Origin of the sequence: Legionella birminghamensis, from assembly GCF_900452515.1 — a bacterium.
Lineage (GTDB): Bacteria > Pseudomonadota > Gammaproteobacteria > Legionellales > Legionellaceae > Legionella_C > Legionella_C birminghamensis.
Genome location: NZ_UGNW01000001.1, coordinates 2,186,452 through 2,206,644, shown reverse-complemented (window position 1 = coordinate 2,206,644; position 20,193 = coordinate 2,186,452). Strand labels below are relative to the sequence as shown.

Genomic DNA, 20,193 nt, shown 5'->3' with positions numbered 1-20,193 from the left:
CTTCGCCAAGGCTCGCAATGACGGGTATTTATTGGACTCTTCCCGGGGTTTCAATTTTCCCCAGACTATTCTCAACTTCTTTGATTGTGTCAACCCCTCGAGAGCGCCAGAACATGGGCGATCTTCCGGATGCATAGCTGTAGGCACCCAAGATGGCCATTCCTGGAATCACACCGGTTAAGCAAATACTGATTATAGCCAGGGTATTGAGTGTAAAGCGTTTCCAGGCTGAGTCACGATGCGAGCCAATAATTTTCTTATCGGCTTCGGTTAATTCTTTTTTGAATTCCTGGATTCTGTCAAAAGCCAGGGGATGTTTTTCTTCATCAGTCAATGTCGCCTTTAATCGGGTTACAATCTCGAGTTTCTGATGGGCCACAGCGTCCGTTTGTTTCTCCAAATGTTTTATATAATTGTCGATTGAAGGGAGAATTTCATCGGTGATGGCATTTAAACATTTTCTCTGTGTTTCACTGTTGAGATCTTTGATAAGTCTAATGCGTTCTTCTTCGCTTTGTGTACGCTTCCGATCGCGCAACTCGCGAAGTTCTCTTTCGAGACGTTCCTTATCCTGTTTCAATCCAGAGATCTCCCTTTCCTGGGCTTGCCCATTACGATTGGATTGTTCCAGTTCAGCATCCAGCTTTACAACTTCAGCTGCTAACAGGAGCTTCTCTTGTTTCAAAACTTCATTCTTCTGGACAAGTTCTGCAGATTCCTGTTTTAGCCCGCTATTTTCAGATTTTAAGATCTCATTTTCTTTGCTTAGTGCTTCTTTAGCGCTCTCTGCTTCTTCGAGCGAGCCCTTTCTGACCTCAGCCTCTATACGAAGCTGGCTATTGTGCTTTTCTACCTCGTCTTTACGCCGGTTTAATTCTCTGCGTTCTTCGTCAACAGCTTCTTTCTCAGAAGCCAGTCTTTGAATAGAAACTTCCAGGGTCTGCTTCGTTTTTTCAGCATCTACCAGTTGCTTTTGCTGGGCTTCAGTTTTGGCCTGCAGCTCAGCATTCTGCTTTTGCAATTCCTGTCTTTGTTCGCTTAATTGCTGACGCTCTTTTTCCACAGCCTCTTTCTCAGAAGCCAGTCTTTGATTCGAGACTTCCAGTGTCTGTTTCGTTTTTTCAGCATCCACCAGTTGCTTTTGCTGGGCTTCAGTTTTCGCCTGCAGCTCAGTATTCTGCTTTTGCAATTCCTGTCTTTGTTCGCTTAATTGCTGGCGCTCTTTTTCCACAGCCTCTTTCTCAGAAGCCAGTCTTTGAATAGAAACTTCCAGCGTCTGCTTCGTTTTTTCAGCATCTACCAGTTGCTTTTGCTGGGCTTCAGATTTTGCCTGCAGCCCAGTATTCTGCTTTTGCAATTCCTGTCTTTGTTCGCTTAATTGCTGACGCTCTTTTTCCACAGCTTCTTTCTCAGAGGCCAGTCTTTGAATAGACACTTCCAGCGTCTGTTTCGTTTCTTCAGCATCGGTCAATTGCTTTTGCTGGGCTTCAGTTTTTGCCTGCAGCTCAGTATTCGCTTTTTCTGTCCCAGCTAATAGCCTGTTTTTCTTTTCCAAATCAGTGAGCAGCTCGAGTTGTTGCTGAATAACATCGTTTTTTTCTAATTTTAATTGTTCTGATTCTCTTATTAAGATCGTATGCTTTTCTTGAAGTCTATCGAGGAGCTCGCGCACGCCTCGAAGTTTTTTCAGGGTTGTGATCAATTCCTCTTTATCTTCAGTCAGGCTTTCTTTTTCAGAGGTGAGAGCCTCTACTTTTTTTCGATAGCTTGCTATTTCCTGTTCAAGTTGTGAAACGGTCTCTTTTAGAACCTCTTTTTCAGAGCTTAATGTGCCCTCGGCCTCAATCGATGCAGAAAGGTCATTCTGCAGTGATTCCATCTTCGATTTGAACTCCTCAAGCGATGACAGCATGTCCTTCGCAAGCATTATCCTGAAGCATTTTACATGGAGTGCGAATTGAGAGTTTTTATCTCCTTGTTCAGGTAGATAACGAGCAGCATAATCGCTTAATTGATATAAATTAATTTGCAGCTTTTTCAAATACTCATCTGTAGGCGTTATATTGACTGCCTTTAGATCGCGTTGAAAGTTGATTAATTTATCGAACAAAACTTCAAAGTCAGACCAGCCTGGTTCAGGATAAAAATATTTTCTTAATAAGGAGTCAATTTTATCAAGGGCTTCACTATCTTCTCTAGATAACCCATAGATTTCAATAATATCGCTTTTAATCAATGGCCATAGCAGGTCGATATTTTCTGGATAGTTTGAATCAGAAACTTCGTTTATTCTTTTTTGCAGAATATCAAGGAACCTTTTATCCTGTTCCGTATCAGCATTTTCTGCATCAGAATTCTTTTTTACCATTGAAAAGCAAACGGTTTTAAAACCATTGCTCAATTTGACATGATTAGGTGTATCAAGAACGGCAATAAAATGCTCCAGTTCGCGTTCCAGATTGTCCTGGTATTGAGTAAAGGTTTTAATAAGTGATGACTGTGCATCGGCTTTCACTTCCTGCAACAGATTGATTAACTCATTATTCCTAATCTGTTCCGGATTACTGGCTAATCTGGCTATAGCGGTGATTACTGCGCCAACCCCTACAGGAGCTGATTCGCCAGCTTGCCTTGCCTCTTCCGTTTGTTTCAGAGTTTGTAAGGTCTCTTCAAATTGACCGAAAGCAGAGACGATGGCCTGATAGAGTGTCCATCTTGTTTCGGGCGTTAAATCAGCAGACAAATAACTCTGGCTGATTTTTTCGACCACCGCGGCAAAACCTTCTTTAATCATTTTCTTGCCAGAATCAGTGGCCAGCAAGTTAGCGACTGTTGAGGAAGTGATGGCTGCCCGACTTGGGTTTAATATTGTCCAGCTTGAAGACATAGAGGATGAAACTGACAGATCAAAATCCTCTTTGGGGGCATCGCCCGGTTTGGAAATAGCAGCTAGAAATCCGGATACCAGCGCGTCAGTGGCCTGGGCCAGTAGTTTATCAATACTGGAGCTGGCATCGATACCAAAATCCTTAAACAGTTTTTCCCGTGCCATTTTGGCATGTTCTTCATTCACAAATCCGGAAACAGGGGGGATGACGCTGCTTAGCGGCACATATTTACCCTCGTGCAAAGCCTCTCGGAAAAGCTTATTTCGTTTCCCTAAATAGGCATAATTGGTGTTACCAAAGTGTCGGTAAGCATCAATATTGTCCATTATTTTCCAATAGGAACGAAAGCAGGCAGAAACCAGCGCCTCGGAATTGATTTCCGCCTCATAGGTTTCGCTATCGTTTTTCTTTCTGGCGAGGGGATTTTGCCCATCAATAAACTTATTGCTGGCAAGTGATTTAATCACCCGTTCAAGCAAGCCTTTTGGTGTTGGTTTTTCAAAGGTTCTTAAGTCGAACGATGCTTGATTAGTATTCAAAAAGCGAAGAATTTTTAAAAACAATAATTTTTGTGCCTGTTTGGTATTGGCTATTTTTTCACTGGATTTAACGCGTATATTCGGAACAGGGGCTCCGGTTTGATCGCAATTATTTCCTGAGGAGGCCGTACCGTGATGGCCAGGAATTGTAATAGCGGAAAATTTGGCATCCTCATGGGTAGGTGCCTTCGGTACAATAGGGGTGAAGCCCCAGCTTCTTTCATCATCATAGTAAATAATTTCAGCATGATTGACGATCTCGGGAAGGGGTTGGTAAAACAGGGCATCATCCCATCCATAAAGGGGCACATCCCCTGGGACAGGATCAAGGACAAAAATATTTAACCGGGTTTCAATTGTCGATCGGCTTTCCCAAACAGCCTTCAACTGCGGCACAACTTCCTGTTTCAGTTTTGCAGCGATAACGGCGTTCTTTAGGAAAGGGCCCACCACAGGATCGGCTTTAAGTAAGCCTAGGAATTGATCGAAACTGACATCTCCTTTGGCCTTGCACTCATTGAATTTGTTCTTGATCGCATTCATGTAATGCGTTTCTAAAATGGTGGCTACACCGCCTCGGCTATGCGCAACAATGCCTATAGAGTTTTCACCGAGTGAAATGGCTCGAAGCATTGCTTCCATACCGCGGGCTATGCGGCTGTAGACAGCTTTTCCCAAAGTGTCCGGGCCAATTATAACTTCTACTTTATCCGAAAAATAGGGAGTTTCCTCATCACGGCGTACGCCGTCTGAATCGATAGTTCTAGCCCCAGAACTTAAGGTTTCACCAAAGGGGTAGTTTTTAGGATCCTGTTCGGGAAGGGGGGTATCGAAAGTGTCTGTTCCCAAATGAAATAAAAACATGCTATCACCTAAATAAACTGATCATCCCTCATTACAAAACCATAACTCCATTTACTCGTATTGATAGAGGCATTATACGGGGTAAAGCTTAAAGTATTCTTAAATTAACAGCGATATCTACATGATTGGATATACTGAGCCGTTGTAAGTTTTCGGCCGTTCTGTTTCAATGTGGATACCGATAATCAGGAATTCAGGGACGATTGAGCCATGACTATCAAATTTTTCAAAAATGTTGACGAGTATCAGTTATTTTTTAGTGCCGTTGAAAATAATAATTTACATGTAGTGGAACAGGTTATTCCTTATCTTTCCAGTATCAATCGCTATCATCAGAAAGGAGAAATTCTGTGTACTGCTTTAGCAGTTGCCGCAGGAAATGGTTATCTCGAAATGACACGCCTTCTGCTGGCCAATAAAGCCAATTTTGATGCCCCGGTTTTACAATGCCTGTTCTCTTTTCCCGAGGGCAATCCCGTTATTGTTTCAGAAGATGAATTTAAGGAACCAAAGGAAGGCGAATTGCTGTTCCGCTATCCTGTTATTTCAAATCCGTTAATGATGGCGGCTGAGAAAGGGCAGAAGGAGACCTTCGAACTGCTTAAAGAGGCCGGCGCCAATCTTCATCAGTTAACGCTTAATGGTCGGCCCATTTTTGTCAGCGTCGAGAAAGGGAACCTGGCGATGCTTTCTTTGTATTTGGAAGCGGGAATTGATGTAAACGAAAAAAATGAGGAGGGGGATACGCTTTTGCATCGTGCTGCGAAATTATCTGACCCAGTGATTACCCAGAGGCTGCTTCGGGCGGGGGCAAATACAGATATTCTGAATTTGGCTGGTCAAAAGCCCGTTCATTATGCGAAAACTGAAGAGGTTAAAAATTTCATTTTATATGGACCTGATTATTGGAAATGTCCCTGCGTGCTCTTATAATCAGTGCTCGCTAAACAGGGGGAGAAAAGGATGTGGTATGGGAAGAAATTTTACCAGTTTCGACGGATAGTTTGCGTTACTCTCTTTATATTTTCCCAGCAGGGGAAAGCAACCAGTCAAGCCATTGATGAACAAATAAAACAGTTTGTCTCCTCCCATCAGCAAGAACAGCTTTCCCTGCTTGAGGAGTTAGTCAATATCAACAGCGGCACCAACAATTTGCCGGGTGTTCGCAAAGTAGGGGAATTATTAAAATCTCAATTTGAAGCACTTGGTTTTAAATTGCGTTGGGAAGAAGAGCCTCCTTCGATGCAGCGTGCCGGTACTTTAATTGCTGAGCACAAGGGCGGCAAAGGAAAGCGCTTACTCTTGATCGGCCATCTGGACACTGTTTTTCCCTCCAATAGTCCTTTTCAGCAATTTAAGCGAAATGGTAAGCAGGCCATGGGCCCGGGTGTCATTGATGACAAAGGCGGCGATGTTGTTATCTTATATGCCTTAAAAGCCTTGCAGGCTGCGAATTCTTTGAAACAGGCGAATATTACCGTAGTGCTAACCGGTGACGAAGAGGATTCAGGCAAGCCCACTTCCATCTCAAGGCAGCCGCTCAGGGATGTCGCTAAAAATTGCGATCTAGCCCTCGATTTTGAAGGCGCAGTGACGATGGATACCGCGACGATTGCGCGCAGGGGCATTACTAACTGGGTAATGAGCAGTCAGGGAACGGAGTCTCATTCGGCGCAGATTTTTCAGCGGGGGGTGAGTTATGGTGCTATTTATGAATTAGTTCGTATTCTGGATACGATGCGGGAACAGCTTTCCAGCGAAAAATACTTATCTTTTAATCCCGGTTTTATTTTAGGTGGAACCAGTGTGGATTATGACAACAGCGACTCCCGTGGTGTAGGATTTGGCAAGGGAAACGTGATTGCTAAAACCGCAGTAGCGAATGGAGACCTGCGGTTTATTACGGAGAAGCAGAAAGAAGAGGCACAGAAGAAAATCGCTGCCATCATCAATTCGCATCTGGCAGGCACTAGTGCGGCGATTCGCTTTGAGGATGGTATCCCAGCCATGCCGCCAACCCCCGCTAATCTGAAATTATTGGAAGAATACAGTCAGGCTAGTATGGCGCTTGGACATGGGATGATCAAACCTTTGGATCCGGGATTGAGAGGGGCAGGGGATATTTCATTTATCGCCTCCCAGGTCTCGGCATCATTGGCTGGATTGGGCCCATCAGGTTCAGGGGTGCATTCAGAACTGGAAACTCTGGATATTGATTCTCTCGGTATTCAAACTGAACGGGCTGCTTTGTTGATTTATAAGTTAACACAGGAACATTAATCAGGAGCTAATTTTCATGCGAATTGCTTTTTTATTTTATGATGGCATGACAACACTGGATATTATAGGTCCCCATGAAGTATTAGCCCGTTTGCCGGGTGTTACAGTTCACCGGGTAGCCAAACAGGCAGGCGTGATCCAGAATGGCCTGGGTTTAAAATTGATTGCTGATTATTCGCTATCCGAGGTGGCTGAGACCGATATTCTTGTTATTCCGGGAGGTGGAAAAGCGACCAGTCTTTCCGATGAGCCAGAAATCCTCGACTGGATCAGATCGATCCATAGAGACACACAATGGACCACTTCAGTTTGCACGGGCAGTCTGATCCTGGGTGCTGCAGGGCTTCTGCAAGGCAAAAAAGCCACCACGCATTGGGCAGTAATGGATAGGCTGAAGCACTGGGGAGCTATGCCTGTCACAAAGCGTATTGTTGAGGATGGCAAAATTATAACGGCAGCCGGTGTATCGGCAGGGATTGATATGGCCTTGCTCCTGGCAGCTAAGCTTGCAGGGAAAGAAGCCGCTGAAACATTGCAACTAGGGATTGAATATGATCCCGAGCCGCCTTTTAATGCAGGTTCCCCAGTAAAAGCCGGACCGGCAATCTATCAGCCTTTGCAGAAACGTTTGCTTGATATTTTTGAAAAAGTATAAACTGTCTTGACTTTTGTTTATATTAAAAATGCTAGGTACCGCTTTATGCTCGCGCGGTCGCAGCCCATAGGTATCTGCACAAATATTTCCCCGTCCGAATCCCCGCGGCACCGACCGCGGGGCCCATGCCTGTTGGAGTAGCATGGTCGTCAGACAAGTTTCAATGTTGCCAAAAAATAGGGTTTAGCAGGTCGTCATAAACAAGTGTGCTTAACATTAAATTGGCTTCGTATGGGCCCCGCGGTCGAAGCCGCGGGGATTCGATGGTATCCACCCTATTTCTCAAGATAATCCCTAACTTTGTTAAAGTCATTTTCACCTAATAAGGTACGTATTTTTGAATGAAAAAAGAGGCGATTCCTCAGGCTTTATGCGCGGCACGTAAGCACTGATAAAATGGTTAAATACGTGAGGATCCCTCAGAGCTGGTGAACAGCAATTTCAAACATTTACCTCTATACTTTCAAGTATGTAGCTAAATATTGAATGTCATGAAAGAAAAGAACGACCTGCTTTCAGACTGGGTGAAGAAATCTGACTCCAAATCAGCCCATGCGCTTGCAGAAATTGTTAGCTCGGCGCAAACGGCCTATGGCAACTTCAAAACACTTTCCAGTTATCTAAGACAAATAAATGAGAACCACGAACTGGACTCTTACATTCGTGATGTAGAGTTTGCAATATTTGCCTATGAAAAGCTGGAAATGGATCAGCTTATTACCAGCGAAGACAATCTTGATACGGCAGTGGGGAAGCTGACAGGATTAATTAACAGCCGCAGCTTCGAGCGTTTTATCAACCGGCTTGAAAAAGTTGCTTTTGCACAAACAGATTATAACAATACGGTAGAATCTGCTGTAATGGCGTTTAATGAGAAAAAAGAAAATAGAGATAATCCAATCCGTCAGACGACTGTTGATAATGTAGCGATAGTGCCAATGCAACATCTGATGCGGTATCCTATTCTGATGGTAGCACTCCAGCACGAAATTAAGAAAACGAATCCTTCTGCAAAAACAGAGACATTAATTCAATCCTCCTTAGACAAGGTTGAATCCTTTGCAGTGCATTTTGAAAAAGCAAAAGAGATAAATGATACATTAACCAGTTTTGATAAGGGGCTAGGTGAATTAAAGCAACAGGCTCATCGATTAATGGAAAAGGACAGTGTGGCTGGCATCGAAGCTGCTAAGCTACATGCCGAACTGCTTGCCCTGCGTGATGATTATGCCAATGGTAAAATATCACTTGATAGTTTCAAACAGGAAAGCGAAAAAGAAATTGAAGCAGCACAGAAAACTGAATTAAGTAAGCATGGAGGCATACTGGATTTTCTTTCTAATTTATTGCAAAAGCTCACCGGAAAGACAATACAACCTAAGCCAATTAAAATCACCAGTGAAATGAAAGCCTCCCTGCAGGAATTAAAAGAATCGGCAAAACCGGAACCAGCTGCAGACATTGAAAACTCAGACACTGAAAGCATGAGTCCGTCATAATTGACTGTTGAAGACTTAGGATTTAATCTGAAATAGCCAAGAGAAAAACTTGTTAAGGATGACTATGAAGCGACTTCCTGGGTTATTACGTTGTGTATTTTGTACCATGGCATTTCTATTTCTCATCTCTTGCAGTGAAAATGAGAATACATCGAAAGTCGCAGAAAAAAGACCCGTTAAGGCCATTCAGATAGGTAATGCAACTGTTTTCGAAGGTCGATTTTTTCCCGGAAAAGCAAAAGCATCCCAGGAGGTTGAACTTTCGTTTAATGTTAATGGTTCCCTCATTGAATTACCGGTAAAAATTGGTGACAAGATTAAGAAGGGGGATCTGGTCGCAAAACTTGATCCCCGGGATTTTGAAGCCAAGGTAAAAGCGGCTAAAGCGGAGTTCATTCGTGATAAACAAAATTTTCAGCGCGCAAAAGAACTGGTAGGCCAGGGACATATTTCAAAATCGGATTATGACCTGGTGGAATCAAAATGGATTATGTCTCAGTCCAATCTCGAACTGGCTGAGAAAGCATTCATCGACAGCATCATCAAGGCACCTTTTGACGGACAGATTGCCAATTTATATGTTGAAAATTATCAGTCCGTTTCAAACCATCAACCTGTTGCCAGACTACTGAATATTTCAGAAATAGAAATGATAATCCAGATCCCTGAAAGCGCCATTAGCCTGATGCCTCATGTGACTAACATAATGGTCCAGTTTGATGCTTTCCCCGGTCGCTCTATATCTGCTCAAATCAAAGAAATCAGCAATGAAGCCTCCCCTGACACCCGCACTTATCCGGTGACACTCATTTTAAAGCAACCTGAGGATATTGAAATTTTGCCGGGAATGGCGGGTAAAGCGAAAGGTGATATAAAACAAAAAAATGACCAGGCTGAGTTGACAGTGCCTGCAGCTGCTGTAATGACGCAAGGCTCCACCAATAAATCCTATGTGTGGCTGGTAGACCCAAAAAATGGAAAAGTGCATCAGCAGGAAGTTCAACTGGGTGAACTGACATCAACCGGCATATCTGTCTTAAAAGGAATAAAAGCTGGCGATTGGCTGGTGATTGCAGGTATCCACAGTCTCAAGGATGGGGACGTGGTCAGCATTTTAAATCAAGAAGATAAATAAGAATGAATTCGCTTGCTAATAGTGCGGTTAAAAGCAAAAAGGTGGCCTGGTTTCTGGTAATCCTGCTAACCATTACCGGAACTGTCTGTTTCTTTAATCTGGGGCGGCTGGAGGATCCCGAGTTTACGGTAAAAACAGCCATTATCACCACTCATTACCCAGGAGCCAATGCGGAACAGGTAGAGTTGGAAGTGACCGATTGCCTTGAGAAAAAAATTCAGGAAATGTCGGAGGTGAAGGATATTTCTTCTATCTCAAGGCCTGGACTCTCCATTATTAAAGTCAATATTAAAAATGAGTATTGGTCAGATCGTCTGCCCCAGGTCTGGGATACTTTAAGAAAAAAACTAAAGGACGTTCAGGGAAGTCTGCCGCCTGGCGCTAGTATGCCTGTAGTTGGGGATGACTATGGTTATGTCTTTGGATTTCTATTGGCAATCAGTTCAGACGGCTTCAGTTATGCCGAACTTGAACATTATACCAAAGCATTGCAGAAGGAATTAAGTATTGTACCGGGTGTTGCCCGGGTAGACCTCTGGGGCGTGCAGGAAAAACGTATTTATCTTGATATTTCCAACACACAGTTTTCACAGTTGGGTATCACAATTGCCGATTTGGAGCGAACTTTAAAATTACAAAACCAGGTGGTTGATGCGGGCTATGTTGATTATCAACAGCAACGCTTACGTGTTGCGCCGACAGGAGAGTTTGACAACGCGGAAGAGATTGGCGATTTGGCAATTACTCCTGAGTTAAAGACAAAAGGAAACAAGCAAAGCGATGAAATTATTCGCATTCGCGATTTTGCCCAGTTAAAAGAAGAATATATTGAGCCCCCGCAACAATTGATGCGCTACTCTGGTCTTCCCGCTATCGGTATTGCACTGGCTCCATTACCCGGGGTCAATGCTGTGGAGGTAGGAAAAGCAATCGATAAACGCATTGAAGAAATTCAGGCTGGTTTACCCAGAGGCATTGAGATACACAAAATTTCCTGGCAGTCAGACATTGTAGCTGAGTCAATTAATGCTTTTTTAATCAACCTGCTTGAAGCCGTTGTAATTGTTTTAATTGTATTAACCTTTACGATGGGCTTTAGTGCAGGAATGATTATCGGAGTGTCCGGCCTTATTCTTGCAATTCTGGGTACATTCATTGTCATGCAGATATTGCACATTGATCTTCAGCGGGTTTCATTAGGGGCGTTGATCATTGCCATGGGCATGATGGTTGATAATGCTATCGTTGTTGCGGATGGATTTATTACCCGTTTAAAGAAGGGGATGGATCGGGAAACTGCCGCGATCGAAGCGGCAGACATATCAGCATGGCCGCTACTGGGGGCAACCGTTGTAGCCTGCATGGCATTTTACCCCATTTTTGCCTCCACTTATGATACGGGAGAATATGCGGGCAGCCTGTTTACAGTGATTGCGGTTTCACTCCTGCTGAGTTGGGTGTTGTCGCAAACCGTAACCCCTCTGCTCTGTATTTCCTTTATGCCTCAGCCAGCGGAAACAGCTAACCAGGAGGATCAATATAATAGCCGTTTTTATAATGCCTACCGTTCGCTGCTTGAAACTGCGGTTCGATATCGTTTAACGTTTGCAGCATCCATGATGGCCTTGCTCCTATTATCGATCATCGGCTTTCGTTTTGTACCCATTATGTATTTCCCTGATTCCTCGCGCTTTCAGGTCATGATTGATTACTGGGCGCCGGAGGGAACACGCATTCAGGAGGTTGCTGCCGATGTTAAAAAACTCGAGAAAAAACTGCTAGACGATTCCGGGGTAGTGAGCGTCAATAGTTTTATCGGACAAGGTCCACCCCGCTTTTATCTTCCAGTGGAATCCGAATTTCCTTATCCTTCCTATGCACAAGTCATTGTGAATGTTAAAAATTTGCAGGAAGTAGATCGCCTGGTGGCTGAATTACCCGCATGGAATAAAACGAATTTTCCCCAGTCCTTAGTCCGTGTAAGAAAATATGCCGTTGGCGCATTTAATAACTGGAAAATTGCGGCGCGTTTCAGCGGTCCGGCTAATGCCGATCCTGCCGTATTGCGTGACCTTGCCGAGCAGGCCGCGGCAATATTGAAAGCAAGTCCCTACGCCATCGATGTTAGAACCGATTGGCGTGAACGGGTATTGCAAATGGTACCTGATTATCAGCAGGAGCGCGCACGATGGGCAGGTATTTCGCGTCTGGATTTGGCACAGGCTTTGCGAAGGGCAAGTGATGGCATACCCATCGGGCTTTACAGAGAAGAGGATAATTTGATTCCAATTATTCTGCGTCAACCTCAGGCAGAGCGTGAACGTGCTGCGGTTGATCTTCCCACCCAGCAAGTCAGCACTGCCCTGAGTACTAAAACAATCCCGGTGGCCCAGGTCATTGACGGTATTGAATTATCCTGGACTGATCCCATCATTTGGCGATGGGATCGCAAGCGAGCTATTACGGTACAGTGCTCCCCTTATAAGGTTACGGCAAGCACGTTGAGAAACAGTGTTTTACCCCAGTTTGAAAAAATTAAACTGCCTCCAGGGTACACACTCACATGGGATGGTGAATACAAAAGCAGTAAGGAATCTGCTGATGCACTGAAACCTGGTTTGTTTCCAGCCGTTATAATCATGCTTATGATCATTGTGATGTTATTTAATGCCTATCGTCCACCTTTAATTATCATTGCTGTTATTCCCTTTGCAATGATTGGGGTCACTGCAGGGTTATTAATGACTGGAGTGCCTTTTGGATTTATCGCCTTATTGGGAGCGATGAGCTTATCCGGGATGATGATTAAAAATTCTATTGTTTTACTTGATCAGATTAATATCAATCTGGCAGAGGGAATGAAACCTTATCAGGCCGTCATTTCGGCGGGCGTCAGTCGTTTGTCTCCGGTCGTCAATGCGGCTGTGACAACAATTTTAGGCGTAATCCCTTTGCTCCAGGACGTTTTTTGGGTGTCACTGGCGGTAACAATTATGTTTGGGCTAACAGTGGGAACAGTGATAACAATGTTTCTAGTACCTGCTTTTTACTGCATTTTATATCGCATACAGGACATAAAATCGCCGGGATAGTGGGCGGCGTTGAATAATTATTATCACAAGCCGACTTCCCGCGTTTTATACGCGGGATCCAGGAAATCACACAAGGGACTGCTTTGGAACGCATAAAATTAATCATAGTCGCCGTTTTACTGGCAATTGCTGGTGCAGTGATCCCAACTCTCATTGTCATGTACCTTTCAATAGAACGTGCAATCAATACTGAAAAAACTCATTTGTCCAATATCTCAGATGAAGTGATTGAACGAGCTGAGAATACGGCTGCAGCCGCGAGAAAGGCTTTATATGAGTTGGGAGAAATCAAAAACACAGATGCCTGTTCTCCGGCACACCTTAATGCCATGCGTAAAATTGCGATTGATAACAGTATGGCGGTGGAAATCGGATTTTTTGAGAAAGGGTTTTTGAAATGTACGATCTGGGGATCTGTAAAAAGTAATGTTTCACAGTTTACACCGGATTTAATTACCCCCCGCGGTTTTGGCGCCTCTTTTAATGTAAAATCATTACTCAGAAATAATAAACTGCTTATTGCGTTTCAATACGACAATTATTACATTCTCGTCGACCCTTTTCATTTTGTAGACATCCTGGTTGATCCTTCGATACAGATAGCCTTGACCACGCAGAAAGGGCAGTTGATTGCGGAACAAAATCAACCGGATATGAAACTGGTCAATCAATATATAAATGATCATCAGCAGGTTGATGATAAAATTATCGCGTCCAGCCAAAGCGAGTCCGGTTTAGTAGCGACTGCAGTCGAATCGCGTGAAGTGTTATATACAGAGTTGAGAAAAGAGTTAGGTTTATTGTTGCCGCTGGCTCTTGGAATATCAGTTTTTATTATTGGACTGGTTATCTACTTTTCACAGCACCGTCTTTCGATAGCGGGAGAACTGGCGGCTGCAATAAGGAATAAAAAGCTGACACTCTGTTACCAGCCAATTGTTGATTTAAAAACTGGCCAATGTGTAGGGGCCGAAACACTGATTCGATGGAACCGTCCGAATAATGAGTCCTTTTCCCCTGATGTATTTATCCCCGTAGCAGAAAAACACGGCTTAATCTCGCAAATTACCGAAATGGTTATTGATATGGTAATTGCCGATCTGGGTAAGCTGCTGGCCGTTGATCGGGAGTTACACGTCTCCATCAATTTAAGTGCTAATGATATTCACAAAGGGCAGATTTTAAAGGTGCTTGAGGCCAAACTGGCAACTACATTTATTTTAAACAGTCAGATCTGGTTGGAGATTACCGAACGGGCTTTTTTAGAGCTTGCCAGCACCAGGGAAACGATAAAAAAAGCAAGGGAGTTAGGTTATATAGTCGCGATTGATGATTTTGGTACTGGCTATTCCAGCCTGTCTTTCCTGCAAAATCTGGAACTGGATATATTAAAAATTGACAAGTCATTCACTGAAACAATCAGTACGGACTCAGTGACCAGCAGTGTAACCCCTCATATTATTGATATGGCGAAAGCCTTAAATCTTAAAATTGTCGCCGAAGGGGTTGAAGAAACTGCCCAGGCCGATTGTCTGATTGCAAAAAAAGTAGAATACGGCCAGGGCTGGCTATTTTCAAAAGCCCTTGCTGTTGATGATTTTATTGCATTTTATAAGGAAAAAAATAAAAAAATATAAGTGTGGTTTCGACTATACTAAGCATACAGCAGGACACATTTGAAAATTAAAAGGAATTTCCTATGTTGTTCAATCCCCTAGACAATCGCTCGCTGTATAACGTTTATGACTGGGCTATGAGAGTTATGCAACCCATATCCGATTACAGTCTGACCTTATCCAAACGATGCCAAAGAATAGCCAATACACTGGACCTGCCAGTAACCCTCCCTTATTTATCGAAGGAGCAGACTGATACAATCAGTCAGTTTATGCAGACCTCGGTAAAAACATATCGAGAGTTAGCCGGAAGTTTCTATGTTTATCATATGATTACAAATATCTATGAGAAGCCTAAATTTGATATCAAGGAAGTGCAGATTGGAGAGGACTACCACGATATTTTTGAAGAAATTATCGATGAGAAAAGTTTCTGCAATCTCATTCATTTCAGGAAACGGGATATTGACAATAGTGCTTTTCCGAAGATGCTTCTGGTAGCCCCTATGTCAGGCCATTATGCGACATTGCTGAGGGATACTGTAAAAGGCCTATTGCCGTTTTACGATGTTTACATCACTGATTGGAAGAATGCCCGGGATGTCCCTTTGAAGGAAGGTGCCTTCGATTTAAACGATTTTATAGATTATATTATTTCCTATTTTAAACAACTGGGCCCGGATATCTCAGTAATGGCGGTTTGCCAGCCCACCGTGCCAGTTTTGGCTGCAATAGCCTTAATGTCTACTGATAATGACCCCCACCTTCCCCGATGCGCAATACTACTGGGCGGGCCGATAGATACGAATCAATCGCCTACCGCGGTGAATCGTCTGGCGGTATCAAGAGGGGATGACTGGTTTCAGCAAAATGTAATTTCCATGGTACCGGGTCATTTCCCTGGCGCCATGAGACTGGTTTATCCAGGTTTCATGCAGCTCTCCGGTTTTATGAGCATGAACATGCAAAGGCACATCGAATCTCTTTTAAGCGCAATTCACAATTATGGTGCAAATCAGAAAGACAAGGCACTTAAAACCATACAGTTTTATCTGGAGTATTTCTCGACAATGGATTTAACCGCCGAGTTTTATATGCAAACCATTTATACCGTTTTTCAGGAACATTTACTGGCTAGAGGCCGATATAAATCAAGAGGAAAGGATATACGTTTGCAGGATATTAAAAAAACCTCCATTTTGGTTATTGAAGGCGAACGCGATGATATTACTGGCTTGGGTCAAACCAAATCAGTGATTAAATTATGTAAAAATCTTCCAGAGGCTATGAAAAAATACTATCTGGCTCCAGAAGTAGGTCATTATGGGCTATTTAATGGCAGTAAATTTCGTAACACAATTATTCCCGTAATACAGGATTTTTTAAGTTCCCATTGCTGTGCTGTATCAGATGATAAAAAGACAATCGGACGGAAATAATCGAGAGATAGACATGGGAATAATCCATTATAGGAATATTAGGGAAATAACAGGGGATATTCTTAAAATTGCTATACCGCTGACCCCTGGCAGCCACTCTGTTCCTGTGCCCAGACTAGATGATCTGGCGCTGATTCATACTCCCTCAGGCATGACACTATTGGCACAGATTATCAGTTTGCAGCAGGATGTTGCGAGCTTGCAGGTATTTGGAAGCACCAAAGGTTTATCAACAGATTCCTCTGTGAGTTTATTGGGACATTCAATGAGGGTCAGCTATACGCCTGATATATTGGGACGGGTGTTTAATGGGGTTGGAAAGCCTATTGATGATGGCCCTACGCTTGAACAGGAAGATAAAACACCTATTCGCACGCCAACAGTGAACCCCACCCGCCGGATCCTTGCATCGAAAATGATCCGTACCAATATCCCCATGATTGATGTGTTCAATTGCCTTGTGGAAAGCCAGAAAATACCCATCTTCTCTATTGCCGGTGAGCCCTATAATGAATTATTGGCGAAAATTGCCATTCAGGCCGATGCCGACATGATTATTTTTGGCGGAATGGGTTTATTGTTTGATGATTATTATGCCTTTCGTAAAACATTTGAAGATCATGGCTCAATAGCGCGCACGGTAATGTTCGTCAACCAGGCCTCAGATCCGATTCTAGAGCGATTGCTGGTTCCGGACATGGCATTGGCAGTTGCAGAAAAAATGGCAGTTGAGGAAGGTAAGCGGGTGCTGGTTTTGCTAACGGATATGACTGCCTTTGCTGATGCCCTGAAAGAGGTGGGGATTGCTATGGAGCGTATCCCTTCGAATCGCGGATACATGGGCGATTTATATTCTCAATTGGCAAGACGATATGAAAAAGCCTGCGACTTCCAGGGAGCTGGTTCAGTAACTATTCTATCAGTAACTACCATGCCGGGTAATGATGTAACCCATCCAGTTCCTGATAACACTGGCTACATTACTGAAGGTCAGCTTTATTTACATTCCGGAACAATTGATCCATTCGGTTCGCTGTCGCGGCTAAAGCAACATGTGATTGGCAAGCAGACACGTGATGACCATGGGCAAATCATGAATACCATGATTCGTTTTTTTTCGGCCGCCTGCGAAGCTGAGCAGAAACAGGCCATGGCATTCGAAATTACTGAATATGACGAGCGCTTACTAAAATTCGGCCAGCTTTTTCGCGATCGCTTTATGAATATCAAAGTGTCTTTGTCTTTGGAAAAGGCACTGGATTTGAGTTGGAAAACATTGGCTGAGTGTTTCCATGAAAATGAATTGTTAATTAAACAAGAATTAATCGCTAAATATTTTAATGTTCAGGTGCCGGGAGAAAAAGATGACGCAAGTCAAATTGAATAAAAGCGCATTGAGTCTTCAACAAAAGAATTTAAAAAATTATGAGCGCTATCTGCCTTCACTCGAGTTAAAAAGAAAAAAGTTATTATCAGTTCGGGTCCAGCTGGATGAGCAGATAAAGCATGTACAAGCAGAAGAACTGCGAATAAAAGAAACAATACAAAATGATTTGCCCATGGCCTCCGCGATGCTTCCACAGCTTGGACGGTTGATTAGCATACAAAGCATCAATGTTCATGAAGAAAATATTGTCGGCGCAAAAGTACCAGTGTTCGGCTCTGTAGAGTTTAACATCAAAGAGTATGCCTACCTGAATACGCCTCATTGGTTTGAAACAGCGATCGCCTTAATTAGAGCGCTTGTCGAGCTTGGACTGCAAATAAAACTTTTATTATCAGCGCAGGAAATTTTAGCCGGGGAAATTAAAACAGTGACACAGCGAAAAAATTTATTTGAAAAAGTATTAATTCCTGAGGCTTTAAAGCAAATCCGTCTGATACAGATTTTTCTGTCCGATAATGAGCGGGCTGGAGTAGTCAGTTCAAAGATAGCTAAAAGGAAAAGGCCGGTATCATGAGCATTGTTTCCTTTAAAAAATTAACCGTCTTAGCCAGCAACCGCAATAAAAATCAGGTAATAGATAAATTACAGGCATTAGGCTGTATGCATTTAATTTCTCTTAAACCACAGGACAAATCCGCTTTAACCCGCATTTCAACCAGTCTACTGGAGGAAATTAACAGCGCACTGCGTTACCTCAAAGATTCACCGGAGCAAGGACGCCAGCGTTTGCAATGGAAACAGTTTAATCCAGATGAAATTGTTAAATGCATTTTAAGCAATCAAAAACAAATGAAGGAGTACGTCGATAAACGGGATTTTCTAATGAGCCGGATTCACCAGTTATCGGAGTGGGGCAATTTTCAACTACCTGAGAAGACAGGGCTTGCCGGTATCAAATTATGGTTTTATAAGCTCTCCTACAAGGAAGCTGCAATGATACCCAATGATAAGGTGGTTCAGGAAGTCTATCGCAATAATCGCTTTATATTTCTTGTTATACTCGCGCGGGAAGAACCCCAGGGTGAGGCTTTCTGTTCCCGGCGTATTCATACCGGGGCCATCCCATTAAATGGTTTATACAGTGAATTGGAAGCAGTCAATGAACAGATTGATGAGCTGGTTGATGAACGCCGGAATCTGACGCGCTATCGCTTTTTATTGTCACAGGAGATTGCGCGATTTACCGATCGCAGTCAATTTAATAATGCTCTGGAAAAAGTCAGTGATAATCATAATTTCTTTCTGTTACAGGGATGGGTGCCGCAATCTCAAATTGATGCGATGTGCTCATTCTGCAAGGCAGAGAAACTGGGGCTGACGATAGAAGATCCAAAGGCAGGGGAGTTACCGCCTACGCTATTGGAGACTTATTCCTGGATGGACGGCGGGCAAAAGCTGGTAAATTTTTACCAAACACCAGGTTACCATAGCCTGGATCCCTCTGTTATGGTTTTTTTCTCATTCTCAGTATTTTTTGCAATGATACTGGCAGATGCAGGCTATGGAATCATTCTCGCAGTATTAACCCTGTTTAGTTGGAAAAACCTGGGTAAACGAAACTCATTGGCCTGGTTAAGACCTTTATTGCTTACGATTTGTATTTTTTCGATCATTTATGGTGTACTTCTGGGTAGTTACTGGGGCCTTGAACCGAAAGCTGGCAGCCTGCTGGCCCGGTTAAAAATTATAGATATTCAAAATTTTAAATCGATGATGACTCTGGTGATTGTAATCGGCTGTCTTCACATCTGCATTGCAAGCGGCATGCGTGCCTGGTTTGCCCAGGATGTCAGCGAACGAATCAAGGCAATTGGCATAATACTATTCATTATTGCGGCCTTAGTCTGGGGATACGGTCTAATGAACCATAATAACGGGATTGCGAAGGGCGGTATCTCCTTATTAATTATCAGCCTCATAATAATGCTGTTTTTTGCTTCGAACGAGCCGGTGAAGGGCTTTAAATCATTGATGCTTAGAGGATTCCACGGCTTAGCAGCCTTAATGGAGTTGCCCTCCCTGTTTGGGGACATTCTTAGTTACCTGCGCCTGTTTGCATTAGGGCTCGCAGGTGCTTCCCTGGCCCTGACTTTTAATACCATGGCATCGCATATTGCAGAATCCAGCTGGTTGCTGGCTGGGCTGGTTTTAGTGCTCGGCCAGACATTAAATTTTGTTCTATGCCTTATGGGTGCTTTGATACATGGCCTTCGTTTAAATTATATTGAGTTTTTCAAATGGTCTGTCAAAGAAGATGGATATAACTATCAGCCGTTTAAAAAGCAGGAGATATCGCATGAATGATTTGATGATAATGCTGGGATGGATGGGGATAACGGCACCAATGGCGCTTGCAACCATTGGCAGCATTTACGGTTGCGCAATTGCAGGCCAGGCTGCAATTGGGGCAATGCTAGATATGGAGGGCGGCTATGGTAAATACATCGGTGTATCAGTACTTCCTTCCACCCAGGCAATTATGGGAATTGTTATTATGTTTTCTCTCAATCGTGCCGTCACCCCTGCCGTAGCGGGGGGATTATTCGGCATTGGCATATTGAGCGGTATAGCCCTTATGCTCTGTGCCATCCAACAAGGTATTTGCTGTGCCAGTGCGATTAATGCAACCAAAAACAAACCAGAGATTTTTGGTTTGTCAATCGCACCTGCAGCAATTGTTGAGGGGTTTGCAGTGTTTATCTTTGTATTTGCTTTGGTACTGAGTACCGGATTATAGGG

General features: G+C 43.4%; 13 protein-coding genes. 12 read left to right on the top strand and 1 reads right to left on the bottom strand.

Annotated features, from left to right (window positions below; genetic code table 11):
* Positions 1-28 precede the first annotated feature (28 nt).
* Positions 29-4,291 (bottom strand): hypothetical protein, encoded by a 4,263-nt coding sequence (locus DYH42_RS09325; RefSeq protein WP_058522170.1) that lies wholly within the window; start codon positions 4,289-4,291, stop codon positions 29-31.
* Between the two features lie 210 nt (positions 4,292-4,501).
* Between DYH42_RS09325 and DYH42_RS09320 the strand changes: the two genes are divergently transcribed.
* The 12 genes from DYH42_RS09320 (at position 4,502) to DYH42_RS09265 (ending at position 20,191) form a co-directional block, all read left to right on the top strand.
* Entirely contained in the window at positions 4,502-5,224 is a 723-nt protein-coding gene (locus tag DYH42_RS09320) for an ankyrin repeat domain-containing protein (protein ID WP_058522169.1), read from the top strand.
* A 30-nt stretch (positions 5,225-5,254) separates the two neighbouring features.
* Entirely contained in the window at positions 5,255-6,571 is a 1,317-nt protein-coding gene (locus DYH42_RS09315) for a M20 family metallopeptidase (protein WP_058522168.1), read from the top strand.
* 16 nt (positions 6,572-6,587) lie between these two features.
* On the top strand, positions 6,588-7,226 hold the full coding sequence (locus DYH42_RS09310) for a DJ-1/PfpI family protein (RefSeq protein ID WP_058522167.1): 639 nt from the start codon (positions 6,588-6,590) through the stop codon (positions 7,224-7,226).
* 491 nt (positions 7,227-7,717) lie between these two features.
* Positions 7,718-8,725 carry a hypothetical protein gene (locus DYH42_RS09305; protein ID WP_058522166.1) on the top strand — a complete coding sequence of 336 codons (1,008 nt, stop codon included), beginning with the start codon at positions 7,718-7,720 and terminating at the stop codon, positions 8,723-8,725.
* A 64-nt stretch (positions 8,726-8,789) separates the two neighbouring features.
* Positions 8,790-9,860: an efflux RND transporter periplasmic adaptor subunit gene (locus tag DYH42_RS09300; protein ID WP_058522165.1), complete on the top strand. Its 1,071-nt coding sequence runs from the start codon at positions 8,790-8,792 to the stop codon at positions 9,858-9,860.
* 2 nt (positions 9,861-9,862) lie between these two features.
* Positions 9,863-12,952, top strand: coding sequence for an efflux RND transporter permease subunit (locus DYH42_RS09295; protein WP_058522164.1), 3,090 nt, complete (start codon positions 9,863-9,865; stop codon positions 12,950-12,952).
* 83 nt (positions 12,953-13,035) lie between these two features.
* On the top strand, positions 13,036-14,589 hold the full coding sequence (locus DYH42_RS09290; protein WP_058522163.1) for an EAL domain-containing protein: 1,554 nt from the start codon (positions 13,036-13,038) through the stop codon (positions 14,587-14,589).
* Between the two features lie 62 nt (positions 14,590-14,651).
* Complete coding sequence (gene phaZ / locus DYH42_RS09285; RefSeq protein ID WP_058522162.1) at positions 14,652-16,007, top strand: polyhydroxyalkanoate depolymerase; 1,356 nt, start codon at positions 14,652-14,654, stop codon at positions 16,005-16,007.
* 13 nt (positions 16,008-16,020) lie between these two features.
* Positions 16,021-17,394, top strand: coding sequence for a V-type ATP synthase subunit B (locus tag DYH42_RS09280; RefSeq protein ID WP_058522382.1), 1,374 nt, complete (start codon positions 16,021-16,023; stop codon positions 17,392-17,394).
* The gene (locus tag DYH42_RS09275; protein WP_058522161.1) at positions 17,372-17,968 is read left to right on the top strand and encodes a V-type ATP synthase subunit D; all 597 of its coding nucleotides are present in this window, start codon (positions 17,372-17,374) and stop codon (positions 17,966-17,968) included. The genes DYH42_RS09280 and DYH42_RS09275 overlap by 23 nt, the downstream gene beginning before the upstream one ends.
* Positions 17,965-19,758 (top strand): V-type ATP synthase subunit I, encoded by a 1,794-nt coding sequence (locus tag DYH42_RS09270; RefSeq protein ID WP_058522160.1) that lies wholly within the window; start codon positions 17,965-17,967, stop codon positions 19,756-19,758. The genes DYH42_RS09275 and DYH42_RS09270 overlap by 4 nt, the downstream gene beginning before the upstream one ends.
* Positions 19,751-20,191, top strand: a complete 441-nt coding sequence (locus DYH42_RS09265) for an ATP synthase subunit C (RefSeq protein ID WP_058522159.1) — start codon at positions 19,751-19,753, stop codon at positions 20,189-20,191. Before DYH42_RS09270 ends, DYH42_RS09265 begins: the two co-directional genes overlap by 8 nt.
* The last annotated feature ends 2 nt before the right edge of the window (positions 20,192-20,193 follow it).

Bases quoted from the DNA above. Each gene is read 5' to 3' on its own strand.
- DYH42_RS09325 (WP_058522170.1), bottom strand. From the start codon at position 4,291: ATGTTTTTATTTCATTTGGGAACAGACACTTTCGATACCCCCCTTCCC.
- DYH42_RS09320 (WP_058522169.1), top strand. From the start codon at position 4,502: ATGACTATCAAATTTTTCAAAAATGTTGACGAGTATCAGTTATTTTTT.
- DYH42_RS09315 (WP_058522168.1), top strand. From the start codon at position 5,255: ATGTGGTATGGGAAGAAATTTTACCAGTTTCGACGGATAGTTTGCGTT.
- DYH42_RS09310 (WP_058522167.1), top strand. From the start codon at position 6,588: ATGCGAATTGCTTTTTTATTTTATGATGGCATGACAACACTGGATATT.
- DYH42_RS09305 (WP_058522166.1), top strand. From the start codon at position 7,718: ATGAAAGAAAAGAACGACCTGCTTTCAGACTGGGTGAAGAAATCTGAC.
- DYH42_RS09300 (WP_058522165.1), top strand. From the start codon at position 8,790: ATGAAGCGACTTCCTGGGTTATTACGTTGTGTATTTTGTACCATGGCA.
- DYH42_RS09295 (WP_058522164.1), top strand. From the start codon at position 9,863: ATGAATTCGCTTGCTAATAGTGCGGTTAAAAGCAAAAAGGTGGCCTGG.
- phaZ (WP_058522162.1), top strand. From the start codon at position 14,652: ATGTTGTTCAATCCCCTAGACAATCGCTCGCTGTATAACGTTTATGAC.
- DYH42_RS09280 (WP_058522382.1), top strand. From the start codon at position 16,021: ATGGGAATAATCCATTATAGGAATATTAGGGAAATAACAGGGGATATT.
- DYH42_RS09275 (WP_058522161.1), top strand. From the start codon at position 17,372: ATGACGCAAGTCAAATTGAATAAAAGCGCATTGAGTCTTCAACAAAAG.
- DYH42_RS09270 (WP_058522160.1), top strand. From the start codon at position 17,965: ATGAGCATTGTTTCCTTTAAAAAATTAACCGTCTTAGCCAGCAACCGC.
- DYH42_RS09265 (WP_058522159.1), top strand. From the start codon at position 19,751: ATGAATGATTTGATGATAATGCTGGGATGGATGGGGATAACGGCACCA.